Origin of the sequence: Leptolyngbya sp. DQ-M1, assembly GCF_039962505.1 — a bacterium.
Lineage (GTDB): Bacteria > Cyanobacteriota > Cyanobacteriia > Leptolyngbyales > Leptolyngbyaceae > Leptolyngbya.
The window spans coordinates 442,025-455,346 of sequence record NZ_JAMPLJ010000004.1 but is presented as its reverse complement, the minus strand read 5'-3'; the positions used below and the strand labels follow the sequence as shown (position 1 = coordinate 455,346).

Sequence of the window (13,322 nt, the reverse complement as noted above, 5' to 3'; positions counted from 1 at the left end):
AGCGTTAGAGTTCGCCGCGAATGGCTTGTTTCATTTCTCGCACCGCTCGTTCAAGTCCAACGAGAACGGCGCGACTAATGATCGTATGGCCAATATTCAATTCTTCCATGCCAGGGAGTCGTGCGATCGGATGAACATTCCAATAGGTCAAGCCGTGTCCAGCGTTGATGCGGAGTCCAGCAGCGAGCGCAATTTCGCAGCCCTGCGCCAGAATTTCTAATTCTTTGGCTTGTCCTTCTTCGGAATATGATCCGGCATACTGTCCGGTGTGCAGTTCGATGAATTTTGCACCCGCTGCGGCAGAAGCATCGATTTGTTCCGGGTCAGCATCGATAAACAAACTTACAGGAATTCCGGCAGATTGCAGCGTACTCACGACTTCGGTCATGCGATCGAGCGCGCCTACAATATCGAGTCCGCCTTCAGTGGTAACTTCCTCGCGCTTTTCGGGAACGAGCGTGACGTAATCGGGTTTGAGATCGAGCGCGATCGACACCATTTCATCGGTCGCTGCCATTTCTAGGTTTAGATGTGTCCGCACGGTTTGCCGCAGCAATCGGACATCATGATCCTGAATATGGCGGCGATCTTCGCGCAGGTGAACGGTAATGCCATCGGCTCCAGCGAGTTCAGCGAGAACCGCAGCAGCGACGGGATCAGGTTCGATCGTGCGTCGGGCTTGGCGGATGGTTGCGATGTGGTCAATATTGACACCAAGAGTAGGCAAGGTCTTGTTCCCAAAGCTTCAGCCAATCATTTTACCGTGTTCGTTTGAGGTTCTGCGTTTAGACAGAGACCGAAGTGATCGAGAATGCGTAATCTGAGAGCAAGTTGCAATTCTTAATTCGTTCGATTAAAAATCGTTTCCGAACGTAAAGAGCTTCATTAAGATTCTCTTAATGAAAGCAAATAATTTACTCACCACAGAACCTTGTCATGCTTAATCCTGCTTTCATTCTGCGGCGGCTCTCGACGATTCTCGCCGTTGCCATCCTTACCCTGACGCTAGTTGGTGTCACTTCTGGAATCTTGCTTGCGTTCTACTACGTCCCGACAGCGGGTGGAGCATACGACTCGCTGCAACAGATTGATCAAAACGTGCCTTACGGTTGGTTAGTTCATACCCTGCACAACTTGGCGGGTAACTTTGTCATCGGGTTGGGTCTAGTGCAGATTGTGGTGATGTTTCTGGGTGAGCGATTCCGTCGCAGTTGGTTGACGGCTTGGATCAGCGGCATTCTATTTACCTTGAGCGCGATCGGTTTAAGCTGGACGGCGATGATTCTCAACTGGAATCAAATCGGCTTCTGGCGGCTGAAGATTGAATTGGGCACGATCGAAGCGATTCCCTTTATTGGTGCAACGTTGCGCGACATCATCACAGGTGGAGCAGTGGGAGGGCTGACGGTGGCTCATTTGTATACGCTGCACAGCTACGTCGTTTCGTTGGCTGCGGTTGGCTTGTCGATCGTGCATTTAGGTGGACTGCTGTTTCAGGAGAAAGAACTGCAAGCCGAGCGCATGGCTGCACCTGTGGCAAAACCTGTTCCGCCAGTTCAGATCGAGCAATCTCAAATCGAGCCGCCTGCAATGGCAGATTCAGAAGCTCAATTTCCAGCGTAAAAACCGTTTAATCATTTAACTCTCGGTTACGATCGATCTGCATTTTCCTTAGAAGCCTCCTCATGTGGCTATCGAGATTTAGACTGAGTGCGGTTTCACCCAAGCAGCTTGCGGTATTTGAAGCCTGTTTAATTGGATTAGTATCGGGACTCGCAGCGGTTGCCCTGAAGCGCGGGGTCGGTTGGCTGGGTCAAGAGCGACTTCAAATCGCGACGGTTCACCCTGCTTGGATTGTGCTGCCTGCGATCGGGACTGTAGCGGGACTGTTAGCAGGTAGCATTATTGAGCGGCTGGCACCGGAAGCCGCAGGCAGCGGCATTCCGCAAGTGAAAGCGGCTTTGGGGGGGGTGACGAGTGCGCTCAATCTGCGAGTTGCGATCGCAAAACTTGCGACCACCTTGCTTGCCCTGGGATCAGGATTAAGCATCGGGCGGCAAGGGCCTACGGTTCAGATCGGAGCCGCGATCGCGGCTCAGTTGAGCGATTGGGTTCCGACTTCTCCGATTCATCGGCGGCAGTTGATTGCAGCAGGAGCGGCGGCGGGATTAGCAGCCGGATTTAACGCGCCGATTGCAGGCGTTTTATTTGTCGTTGAAGAACTGTTACAGGATGTTTCTGGCTTGACGTTGGGAACGGCAATTTTGGCATCGTTTGTCGGTGCCGTGGTGTCGCGTCTGTTGGGAGGAGACGGACTAAACGGCAGAACAAACTCGTTGGAGATTATGACGAGTTTTAACCTGGAGGCGATTCCGGTCTTTTTAATCGTCGGCATTGCATCAGGCTTGCTTGGCTCTCTGTTCGTGCGGGGAGTTTTGTTCAGTCTGAAATTTAATAACAAAGTGATGAAGTGGAGTTTACCCCTGCGGATTGCCTTTGCCGGGGGAGTTTCAGGAGCCGCGATCGCAATTCTTCCCGATGCGCTGCGGGGAAATGCGAGCCTACAAGAAGTTTGGATTACCAGTGAGTTTGGCTGGCGGATTACGGCAGTTATTTTCATTACGAAGTTTGTCTTAACCCTGGTGGCATTTGGGTCTGGTGCGCCGGGGGGATTGTTCGCTCCTTCGTTGATTTTGGGTTCAGCACTAGGGTATCTCATTAGCTTTGCGGCTCAAAGTATTGAAAATGCGGGAGTTCCATTGGGGTTAGATCTGAGTGGGTCGCTCACGACTACGGCAGCACTCACTGGAATGGGGGCATTTTTTAGTGCAGTGACTCGTGGCCCGATTACCGCGATCGTCATCGTATTCGAGATGACCACAGACTTTAACATCGTGCTGCCGCTGATGATCGGGTCTGTGACGGCTTACTTAGTGGCAGAGAGTTTGTTTAGCGGATCGATCTATAAGCATCTGCTTGCATCCAGAGGCATTCATCTGCAATCGAATCCAGACTTGGAAACGCGGCTGGCGGGCTTGACTGCTGCGGATTTGATGCAGCCACGAGTCGAAACTCTATCCAGTGAGATGAGATTGGATGAAGCGATTCAAGCGTTTTCACGATCGCATCATCGCGGCTTTCCGGTGATTGATAACGGCAGGTTAGTGGGAATTGTCACACAGACAGACTTAGGGCACATTGCAGAACGGCAGCTACAACATAGCCAGCCGCTCAGCGAAATTATGACTCCCCGCCCGGTCGCAGTCCATCCAGATGATCCACTCAGCCAGGTTTTGTATTTATTAAACCGCTATAAGATTAGTCGATTGCCCGTGGTGGATCGTCGGAAATTAGTCGGAATTATCACAAGAGCAGACATTATTCGAGCGGAATCCGACAAACTCAGCGACACCGCAAAAGTCGGGCCGCGATCAGAGCCGTCGTTTGTGGTGTATCAAACTCGTGCCCCCGAAACCGGGAAAGGTCGGGTGCTAGTACCGATCGCCAATCCTCGAACTGCCGGACGACTCCTCCAGATGGCAGCAGCGATCGCGCACGAGCGCGACTATGAACTGGAATGTTTACAGGTAATTCCGATCGCCCGCCATCGCACTCCTGCTGAAACTGGGGTTTCAACCACAATCAGCCGCAAACTTTTAAAGCAAGCCGTCTACTTAGGCAAGCAATGGAATATTTCAGTGCATACTCAAGTGCGGGTGACGCATGACATTGCTCAAGCCATCCTAGAGACGATTAAGGAACGGCACATTGATCTGATGATTATGGGCTGGAACGGCGAAACTTCTACATCCGGTCGAATTTTTGGCAGCATTGTCGATACGATGATTCGGCAAGCAAGCTGTGATGTTGTACTCGTGAAACTTGGGACTGATAAAGGGATGGCGCTCGATCGCTGGCTAGTTCCCACAGCAGGCGGTCCTAATTCCCGGCAAGCAATTCGGCTGATGCCCGCCTTGGCGCAACTCTCTAAGGCTCCAGAAGTTTGTCTGTGTCAGATACATCAGCCGCAGCGTGATCTTCCTGATCCAACTCCACTGAATGAAGCGATGCGATTTTTAAACGCACGTCTCGCCTGTCCGGTTGCTCTCAAGCCTGTTTGCGCCGATTCAGTGTCCGATGCGGTGATTGATTTGGCGCAGCAGGGTCAGTGTGATGTGATTGTGTTAGGGGCGACCCGTGAAGGGTTTCTACAACAGGTGATTCAGGGCAATATTCCAGAAGCAATTGCGCGGGGCTGTAACTGTACCGTAGTTCTGATGCGGGGCGCGATCGGGTGACGTTAAAAATTCCTGCAATTCCTACAGGATTTAGCAATTCTTGATAATTTGATGTGGTTTGGAATACATTTTACAATCGCCCGAATTCGCAATAATGCGATCGTCAGAACCCGATTCGGCTTCGCTCCCACACCTCACCTTTCTGTTTTGGTTTGTACAAAATATGACACAGTATTGGCTTTCTAGATTTCTCCGACAAGCTGGATTTGCAATCGCATTAGGCTCGATCGTGGGAGCCTGTGGTACAGGCGGCACCTCCAATCAAAATCAAACGGCAGCTTCTCCCAATGCAGCGGGTGGTGGCGATTATGTGATCGGTATGGTGTTAGTCGGACCAAAGAACGACGCTGGATGGAATCAGGCACATTTTGAAGGGATTGAAGGCGCGATCAAAAACGTGCCTGGAACGAAGTTAGAATTCGTCGATAAGGTGAATCCTGCCGACCGTCCCAACGTCAAAGGTTCTCAGGTTGCGGATGACCTAATTGCAAAAGGCGCAAAGCTTGTGATCTTTAACTCGGATGACTTTAAAGACGACGCACTCGAAACTGCGAAAAAGCATTCCGACGTGAAAGTAATTCACGCTTCTGGTGACTATGCTTGGAAAGAAGGGCAAAACTTTAAAAGTCAAGCGAACCTGACCAATATCATGGGACGGATGGAATACGGAAAAATGCTGGCAGGCTGTGCAGCGGCGTTGGGCACAGAAACCGGAAAGATCGGCTATTTAGGCCCATTGATTAATGATGAAACTCGGCGCTACACTTCTGGGGCGTTCCTGGGTGCAAAATACTGCTGGGAGAACTATCGTAAAAAACCTGCTGCGGATTTGGATTTCAAAGTCACCTGGATTGGATTTTGGTTCAACATTCCTGGCAAGACGCTTGACCCGACCAAAGTTGCAGATGACTACTACAACGGTGGCTATGATGTGGTGATGAGCGGCATCGATACGCCAGAAGCAGCCGTACAGGGCAAGAAGGCAGCAGAGGCAGGTAAAAAAGTGAAGTATGTTCACTATGACCTGGAAACAGGCTGTTCGCTGGCTCCGAATATTTGTCTGGGGGTGCCGTTCTATCGCTGGTCGCTGCCCTACACAGATGCACTGAAAAAAGCAAAATCTGGCAACTATCCGAGCGAGTTTGTTTGGTCGGGGCCTGACTACCAAAATCTCTCTGCACCTTCAAGTGGAATGATTGGTTTCAACGTGGGGCAAGCCCTCGGAGACAATAAGAAGTTTCTCGATGAGTTTGCTAAGGGTATGGCAGACGGCAGTATCAATCTGTACAAAGGCCCGATTAAATTCCAGGATGGCTCAGATTTTGTCAAAGCTGGCGCAACAGCAACGGAGCAGCAAATCTGGTATATGCCGCAGTTGTTAGCGGGAATGGAAGGCCCAAGTAAATAAAGCGGTTCGTGTAGAGATTGAATTTTCTGAGGGTGGGGAGTGGCGTTTCGCAAGAGAAGCAAAACTACTTCACCCTTTACTCCCCATCCCCTACTCCCCACCTTTTTACTGCTGTGTGAATAGCTTATGAAAATCGAACTTCAACAGATAACAAAGCGGTTTGGACAGGTTTTAGCAAATGATCAGGTGTCGATGACTGTGGAGGCTGGAAGCATTCATGGTTTATTGGGTGAAAACGGAGCAGGGAAAAGCACGATCGTTAAAGTTCTGAGCGGCTTTATCAGTCGAGATTCCGGGACGGTTTTATTCGACGGCAAACCCGCAAGCGTAAAAACTCCAGCAGATGCGATTCGAGCGGGTGTGGGAATGCTGCACCAAGATCCGCTAGATTTTCCGCCGTTGACGGTGCTGGATAATTTTATGGTCGGTCGGGGTGAGGTGCTATCGAAGGGGATTTTTTCAGGACTGAAGTTTGTGAATCCTGATCGCGCTCGTCAAGAATTTCTGCGTCTCACCGAAACCTTTAACTTTTCGCTCAGTCCCAACAGCCGTGTTTCTGATCTCACCGTCGGAGAGCGGCAACAGCTTGAAATTATTCGGCTACTCTCGCTCGGTGTGAAGACGTTGATTTTGGATGAGCCGACCACTGGGATTTCTGCAGATCAAAAAATAGCCTTATTCAATGCGGCAAGACAGCTTGCTTCAGAAGGAAAATCAGTCATTTTTGTGTCGCACAAGCTCGAAGATGTGGAGGAACTGTGCGATCGTGTCACTGTTATGCGAGCCGGAAAAGTGGTCGGCAATGTTCAGGTTCCTTGTCCTGATTCAGTGCTGATTGATCTCATCTTTGGTAAAGAGCTTGCGCTGCCGATGAAACCTCTGACCCGGCAAGCTGAACCGATGTTGGAATTGCACGATGTCTTGGTCAGAGACGATCGCCTAATGCTGAAAATGGGTAACTTCAGTGCCTATAAAGGGGAAGTGATTGGACTTGCAGGACTCGAAGGCAGTGGACAGCAACTATTGTTACTACTCTGTGCGGGATTGATCCGAGCCGCGACGGGAACTGTGGCGATCGATCAGGTCGATATGACCCAAAAGCCTTATCCAATGTATCTTAAGCATGGAATTGGTTATTCTCCCGCCGATCGACTGAAAGATGGATTGATTCGAGGTCTGTCGATTCACGAGCATGTGATTTTGCGGAGTCAATCGCGGCGATTGATGATCGATTGGAAAGGAACTCATCAGCAAGCAATCGACGCGATCGCAACCTTCAACATTCGGGGTAAACCGCACTCCTATGTCGAACGGCTTTCGGGTGGAAATCAACAAAGAACCCAGCTTGCATTGTTACCTGTGCCGTTGAATCTATTGTTAATGGAGCATCCCACACGCGGACTCGATATTGAATCGACGCTGTGGGTGTGGAAGCAATTGATTGCGAGATGTGAGACGGGGACAACCATCTTATTTATGTCTTCGGACTTGGATGAGATTATGCAGTATAGCGATCGAGTTTTAGTTTTTAGTGGAGGTCAGGTGTCTGCACCGATTGAAGCCTCAAAACTAACCGCTGAAAAGCTCGGACAGATGATCGGGGGTCGATTTGTTGAAGTAGAACCTGCAAGTATTTAGGAACCATGACACTAAACCGAACGCTTACTTATCAAATTGGCGCGATCGTGATGGCGCTTGTGGTGACGATGATCATCATTTTGCTTGCAGGAGCATCGCCGATCGCAGTATTTACTGAGATTGTTTCGGGTGCATTTGGCACACCCGGGCAGTTTGCGCGAGTGATTGCAACCTTAGCACCCCTATTGATTATTTCCTGTGGACTGCTGTTTACCTTTACTGCTGGATTGTACAACTTAGGGATTGAAGGACAAATCGCGTTTGGCGGCATTGCCACAACGTTTATGCTGCGGCTGACACAAGATAGCTTTCCGCCGGCGATCGCCCTGACTTTAGCAATTTTGGCGGGTGGAGTCGGTGGAATGCTCTGGGGAGTGTTTGCAGGCGTTCTAAATATCTATGGACGGATCAACGAAATCTTTGCAGGATTGGGGTTGAACTTTCTTGCCGATGGCTTGGCGCTGTATTTGGTGTTTGGCCCTTGGAAGCGTCCGGGGGTAGCTTCAATGAGTGGAACGGAACAATTTCCAGAATCATTATGGCTGCCAACTTTTGGAAATACGGATGCAAGCCCGATCGCTCTGTTGATTGCACTGTTGGCGATCGCGACGACGATCGTCGTTCTTGGTAGAACACGCTTTGGTTTGAAGCTTCGAGCGGTCGGACAAAATCTTCGCGCCTCTTATGTGTTGGGCATTCCCTCGGTGCGTCAGCTTCTAAGTTCATTTGCAATCTGTGGAGCCTTTGCCGGGATCGCCGGGGCGCTGCAAGTGGTGGCAGTGTTTCACCGATTGATTCCGAACATTTCGAGCGGATTGGGATTTCTGGCGCTGTTGGTGACGCTGCTGGCGGGAATGAATGCTTGGTTATTGTTGCCGATCGCGTTCTTCTTTAGTGCGCTGAATATTGGAAGTTTGCAGCTTCCATTGGATCTGAATTTAGAATCCTCATTGGCAGGTGTAATTCAAGGAACCCTAGTGCTGTTTGTGATTTTGGGTAAGGGCTTGAGCGAGTGGAAGCGCGGGCCGGTAGCCCGATGATCTGCCGTAATATTGCATTTTGCCAAATTACTAACAGAAAAGCGCGATCGCTAGATTGAAACGATCGCACTCTACCTTGCTAAGCTGATTAACAATTCCGCAATCGAGTTAAAGCAACGACTAGACTGTCTACTGAAGCTCGAACCGTTGAAGGAGAATGATTCGAGTTGACGATAATGCTAAAGACGATCGGCGAATAGTTCGGCGGGGTCACATAGCCCGAAAGCGCTACCACACCCGAAATGGTTCCAGTTTTGGCAAACACAATTCCTTGTGCTGGGGTATTCCGAAATCGATTGCTTAAGGTTCCACTCACGCCACCAACGGGGAGCGATCGTCGAAATACATCCACATCGGGTCGTTGCGCCATTGCTTGCAAGGTCTGTACCAATGCTTCAGCACTGGCGCGATTGCGACCGGCAAGCCCGGAACCATCGACCATACTGAACCGATTCGGATTTACGCCTAGCTCGGTCAGAATCGATCGTACTGCCGCGACTCCGCTGGCTGTGGAGTCTGAACTATTTGGGTCTTGCAACCGTCCCAGTGTCTTCAACAGCGCTTCTGCATAAGCATTATCGCTGTCTTGATTGGTTGTAAAGATTAAACGCGATAGGGGAGGAGAAATCACCGATGCGAGTTCAACTTCTCCGGGGGGTGCGGGTGTCCGTTTTACCAGCGTTGAACTTTTAACTTGAACGCCTGCACCCGCTAATCGTTGGCGAAACTCACCCACAAAATAATTACCCGGATTGGAAACCGCACCCTCACCGATCACATTTTGATTCAACATTAGGCTATTGACTGGAGGGGCATATGCTTCCCCGCGATCGTCTGCATCCCAAAAAAGATTGTAGTCGGCTCCCCGAAAAATGGTATCGTCTCCGATCAACTGTTGCACCTGACGAATCCCGCGCTGACGTAATTGTTGGGTGAGTGAATTGAGTTGCGCGGTTCCGAAGCTTGGATCACCTTGACCAATCACCCGCAGCGTTAATAGATCGGGACTATTGGTATTGCCAAAAACCGGAGTGCGAATTTGATGCTGTGCGCCTAATTTTGCGAGGGCTGCTGCGGTTGTAAAAATCTTGTTGTTAGACGCGGGAACCAATTGCGTAAACGGATTACGAGCATAAAGATTCTGGCGCGTACCGCGTGCTGCTTGGGTTTGCACCAAAACGCTCCAACTTGCCGGTAGGCGATCGACAATCCCATCCAATGTTCCACCGAGTTGCGCTGGACAGATGCCACCATTGACCGGAGCCTGAACTGGGCGCGTTGGTGCTGGAGTTTGAGGCGGTTGAGGGAGCGGTTTGGGCTGTGTAGAAGGCGGAAATAGGGGGGCTTGAGCCCGGACAGGTGCGGTTAAACTTTCCAGTGAGACAGACAGAGCAAGCGTTGCACAAAAAATTCCGTGAGGCAACAGCGCGAACTTCATAGGAGCCATTTCCGGGTAACATTTCCATCGGCATTGACTAGAACGCCGAGGAATTTGTTGCACGATCGATCCGCGAGTTAATGTCAGTCCGATTAAATTTTTGCTTCGTTGTTAGCGGATGTGTGCCCCCTAAATCCCCCACGAGTGGGGGATTTAGAAAAAAGATGTTCCCCAAAAGCGAAGGATTCCTTCACCTTCAAAGTCCCCCAGAATGGGGGATTTAGGGGGCAATCCGAGGATATAAACGCAGCAAAGACCATTTTGCTGAACTCACATCATTGAATAACTGCGATCGATCGTGCAACAAATCGCTGTCATTATACGCTCATCGCCAGCATTTTCTCGATCGGTTGCAAAGCGGCAATTCGAGTCGATTCTGGCAAGGTGATTTCAGGCGTTTTGTGTTTCATTGCTAGGTAAAGTTTTTCCAGCGTGTTTAGCCGCATATGGGGGCATTCGTTACACGCACAGTTGTTGAGCGGGGGAGCCGGAATAAAGTGCTTATCGGGGGCGGCTTTCTGCATTTGGTGGATGATGCCGGGTTCAGTGACGACGATAAACGAGGTGCGATCGCTCTTTTGGCAGTATTTCAGCAATGCCGTCGTTGATCCAATGTATTCAGCATGACGCAGAACCGCTTCTTCACATTCCGGGTGAGCAATCACTTCGGCTTCTGGATATTGCATTTTTAACTGCACCATCTTCTTTTCAGAGAAGGTTTCATGCACCATGCAGCTTCCTTGCCACAGCACCATCTCGCGTCCGGTTTGCTCCATCACGTATTTACCGAGGTTGCGATCGGGGGCAAAGATAATTGGCTGATCTGCCGGAATTTGATTGACGATCTTTACTGCGTTGGCGCTAGTGCAGATAATGTCGCTCATTGCCTTGATTTCTGCGGTGCAATTTATGTAGGAAATTACCAAATGATTTGGATATTTTGCTTTGAACTGCGCGAATTGATCCGGTGGACAACTATCCGCAAGGGAACAGCCTGCATTGAGATCGGGCAGTAGCACCAACTTATCGGGGTTGAGAATCTTGGCGGTTTCTGCCATGAAGTGAACGCCTGCAAATACGATCACATCTGCATCGGTTTGAGCAGCTTGCTGGGAGAGTCCAAGTGAGTCTCCAAGATAATCTGCGGCATCTTGAATGTCTGGATCTTGGTAATAGTGCGCCAAAATCACAGCATTCATTTCGCGTTTGAGTTCCGCGATCGCACCCAATAAGTCACGCGGCAGGGAAGGTTTAGTCGGAGCAACAGTCGTAAACATAGCGCGATCGATCCGGTAGGGAGTTTCAATAATTATAGTCTAAACTACCAAAAATAAAAGTATCTTTATGGCTGAAACTACCAATGTCGATCGGTAAGGCGCGATCGCGCAAAGTGAGGGTGATCGTGGTTGGAGGGTTAGGCGTTTTGACGGAGGCGATTTCGCAGAGATCGACCTCCATCGACCTCAACGAGTCGATCGACAATACCGCGTCAACACACTCACATACAAACTCGTCCCCGGCATCGGGAAATCGGACTCCATTGATTCAATACTGGCGGATGAAAGGTGTTTTTTGCCCAACGATGAGCTATTTCAGTGATCCGATGCACTGTTTTAGTCCACGCGATCGCTGTTTTAGTGATCCGATGCACTATTCCAGTCCACGCGATCGCCGTTTTAGTTCACGCGATCGCTGTTTCAGTTCACCGATGAGCTGTTTTTGCTAATCAAGTACCTAGAGTCATACCGAATCAATTTGTTGATGCGACAGATCCTTCGCCCCCTAAATCCCCCATACTGGGGGACTTTGAGAATCCGAAACAGATTTGGCTTGAAGTCCCCCACGAGTGGGGGATTTAGGGGGCTTCCAAGATCTGTCGCACTCAAAAATCAATTTGGTATCAGTGGCACTGGTGTTCCGGTTTCGGGGATGCGATCGAACTCAATTCGATACGTGCCAGTAAATCCTGTCCCCATCACATCAAATTCCCAACCGCCCGGAACTTGACGCATCGGAGTCGCATTCCGCATTGGATCATCGCTGGCAAACTCCTCGCTGTTGTATAAATACAGTTCCAATGAAGGCTGTAAAACAGCACGAACATAGTATTGTTTCGCGAACACAATATTGTCAGAAAAACCAACCCCAAAGAGATCGCGCTCACCGACATAAAATTCCAGTCGCATCACCAAATCGGTCTGCGACAAACTCGCTTTCAGGTTGAGATAGCCCTCCCAAATCAGCTTTTGGTCATCTGCCCAAGGCAACGACAAATCCGTATCGCTGAAGTCTCCAGTACGGAACGGCCCGTAACAGTTTTCAGCTTCTCTACTTTGATGGAACAATTCAAAATCAACCCCTCGCGGCTTCACCGACACCCCGAAGAAAAACTCACTCTTGCCGAAGAAGTCAAAGCCTCGTTTCACCTGTGCTCGTACTTGGCGCAGCCGAGTTCGCACATCTCCATAAAAGAAGCGGGTCGCAATCTCAAACGATTCCCGCGACGTAATAATCGAATCAAAACCACCATGCGACTTATGAATAAACGTGCGAGGCGCACCGTCGATTTGGGCACAACTCAGTTTGACTAAACCATCACTCCGGTTGAAGTTCATTCCCATTTCACCCGCGATCGGTGAAAGTCGATTCAGCAATGCCGCCGCTTGATTGTTGTAAGCCCGATAGTTTGTGCCCACCACACAAAGCATACGATCGAGCGGAAAATGTCGCGCAAAGTTCACAGCAGAAGTGGGATTGCTAGGATCAGCTTGGTTGTCTGGGTTGAAATGTTCTAGCTCGTTTGCAGACTCGATCGGCAACCAGCGCAAATCTTTTAGCAGTTGGAATGACACCCCTTTATGCGGCGTTCCGAGCGTCACAATCTTATTAATCGCTTCATCAGCCGCCGTTGCACTGCGTTTTGGATACGTGCGCTGAATCGCTTCCCGTACCACTAAACCACCCATTGAATGCGCGATGATATTGACTTTGGGTTTTGCGCCTTGAGATTTAAGCGCACAGAGCGCCCGAATAAAATCGATTAACCGCACCAGCGCTTCACCGTAAACCGGAAAGGTACGATCGCACAGATCGTAATAGCGAAACACCCACAAACTCTTCCACGGCTCATCCGATCGCAGAAAATGCAGCGCCATGGCTGGATCGATAATGATGCGACCGCTAAAGAAATGCGGATCAAAGACCTTGAGTTCCTCTGGAATCACAGGCGGCGTTGCCATTTGGCTCGGATAGTAGCCGACTACATTGGTGGCATCGTTGTAGCGCCAATCCGATTTGATAAACCGCAAAACCATTCCTTCGTAGATGTAGTTCTCACCCCGTTTCTGTGGATAGACACTGCCATCATTGAATCCCTGATAAGTTAATCGCCGTTCGTCTGCACTATCCCCCGCCGCAAATCCACGAATCATAATGATCGGTAGCGGTTGACGAGTTGGACCAGACCACATCACATTAGACATCACAATCAATTGCCCTCT

At 50.0% G+C, this 13,322-nt stretch carries 10 protein-coding genes; 6 read left to right on the top strand and 4 right to left on the bottom strand.

Annotated elements, in window-relative coordinates; translation table 11 throughout:
• Positions 1–4: 4 nt before the first annotated feature.
• Entirely contained in the window at positions 5–727 is a 723-nt protein-coding gene (locus NC981_RS15415) for a pyridoxine 5'-phosphate synthase (RefSeq protein WP_190377816.1), read from the bottom strand.
• Positions 728–936: 209 nt separating this feature from the next.
• Here NC981_RS15415 and NC981_RS15410 point away from each other — a divergent pair, with 209 nt between their 5' ends.
• From NC981_RS15410 to NC981_RS15390, 5 genes are all read left to right on the top strand, one after another.
• Positions 937–1,623, top strand: coding sequence for a cytochrome b N-terminal domain-containing protein (locus NC981_RS15410; RefSeq protein ID WP_348243757.1), 687 nt, complete (start codon positions 937–939; stop codon positions 1,621–1,623).
• A gap of 62 nt (positions 1,624–1,685) precedes the next feature.
• Positions 1,686–4,298, top strand: coding sequence for a chloride channel protein (locus tag NC981_RS15405; RefSeq protein ID WP_348243756.1), 2,613 nt, complete (start codon positions 1,686–1,688; stop codon positions 4,296–4,298).
• A 94-nt stretch (positions 4,299–4,392) separates the two neighbouring features.
• Complete coding sequence (locus NC981_RS15400) at positions 4,393–5,706, top strand: BMP family ABC transporter substrate-binding protein (RefSeq protein ID WP_348243755.1); 1,314 nt, start codon at positions 4,393–4,395, stop codon at positions 5,704–5,706.
• Between the two features lie 126 nt (positions 5,707–5,832).
• Positions 5,833–7,344, top strand: coding sequence for an ATP-binding cassette domain-containing protein (locus NC981_RS15395; protein WP_348243754.1), 1,512 nt, complete (start codon positions 5,833–5,835; stop codon positions 7,342–7,344).
• A gap of 5 nt (positions 7,345–7,349) precedes the next feature.
• Entirely contained in the window at positions 7,350–8,384 is a 1,035-nt protein-coding gene (locus NC981_RS15390) for an ABC transporter permease (protein ID WP_348243753.1), read from the top strand.
• Between the two features lie 88 nt (positions 8,385–8,472).
• Here NC981_RS15390 and dacB read toward each other — a convergent pair whose 3' ends face one another.
• A complete protein-coding gene (dacB, locus tag NC981_RS15385) occupies positions 8,473–9,822 on the bottom strand; it encodes a D-alanyl-D-alanine carboxypeptidase/D-alanyl-D-alanine-endopeptidase (protein WP_348243752.1) in 1,350 nt (449 codons plus the stop codon).
• A gap of 317 nt (positions 9,823–10,139) precedes the next feature.
• Complete coding sequence (gene nadA / locus NC981_RS15380; protein ID WP_348243751.1) at positions 10,140–11,099, bottom strand: quinolinate synthase NadA; 960 nt, start codon at positions 11,097–11,099, stop codon at positions 10,140–10,142.
• A gap of 83 nt (positions 11,100–11,182) precedes the next feature.
• Here nadA and NC981_RS15375 point away from each other — a divergent pair, with 83 nt between their 5' ends.
• The gene (locus tag NC981_RS15375; RefSeq protein ID WP_348243750.1) at positions 11,183–11,548 is read left to right on the top strand and encodes a hypothetical protein; all 366 of its coding nucleotides are present in this window, start codon (positions 11,183–11,185) and stop codon (positions 11,546–11,548) included.
• 163 nt (positions 11,549–11,711) lie between these two features.
• On the opposite strand, the gene NC981_RS15370 is transcribed toward NC981_RS15375, so the two are convergent.
• Positions 11,712–13,292: a hypothetical protein gene (locus tag NC981_RS15370; RefSeq protein ID WP_348243749.1), complete on the bottom strand. Its 1,581-nt coding sequence runs from the start codon at positions 13,290–13,292 to the stop codon at positions 11,712–11,714.
• Between the last annotated feature and the right edge of the window lie 30 nt (positions 13,293–13,322).

What these genes read in the sequence shown, in the direction of transcription:
- NC981_RS15405 (WP_348243756.1), top strand. Translation starts at nt 1,686, where the DNA reads ATGTGGCTATCGAGATTTAGACTGAGTGCGGTTTCACCCAAGCAGCTT.
- NC981_RS15375 (WP_348243750.1), top strand. Translation starts at nt 11,183, where the DNA reads ATGTCGATCGGTAAGGCGCGATCGCGCAAAGTGAGGGTGATCGTGGTT.
- NC981_RS15410 (WP_348243757.1), top strand. Translation starts at nt 937, where the DNA reads ATGCTTAATCCTGCTTTCATTCTGCGGCGGCTCTCGACGATTCTCGCC.
- NC981_RS15400 (WP_348243755.1), top strand. Translation starts at nt 4,393, where the DNA reads ATGCGATCGTCAGAACCCGATTCGGCTTCGCTCCCACACCTCACCTTT.
- NC981_RS15395 (WP_348243754.1), top strand. Translation starts at nt 5,833, where the DNA reads ATGAAAATCGAACTTCAACAGATAACAAAGCGGTTTGGACAGGTTTTA.
- nadA (WP_348243751.1), bottom strand. Translation starts at nt 11,099, where the DNA reads ATGTTTACGACTGTTGCTCCGACTAAACCTTCCCTGCCGCGTGACTTA.
- NC981_RS15390 (WP_348243753.1), top strand. Translation starts at nt 7,350, where the DNA reads ATGACACTAAACCGAACGCTTACTTATCAAATTGGCGCGATCGTGATG.
- dacB (WP_348243752.1), bottom strand. Translation starts at nt 9,822, where the DNA reads ATGAAGTTCGCGCTGTTGCCTCACGGAATTTTTTGTGCAACGCTTGCT.
- NC981_RS15370 (WP_348243749.1), bottom strand. Translation starts at nt 13,292, where the DNA reads ATGTGGTCTGGTCCAACTCGTCAACCGCTACCGATCATTATGATTCGT.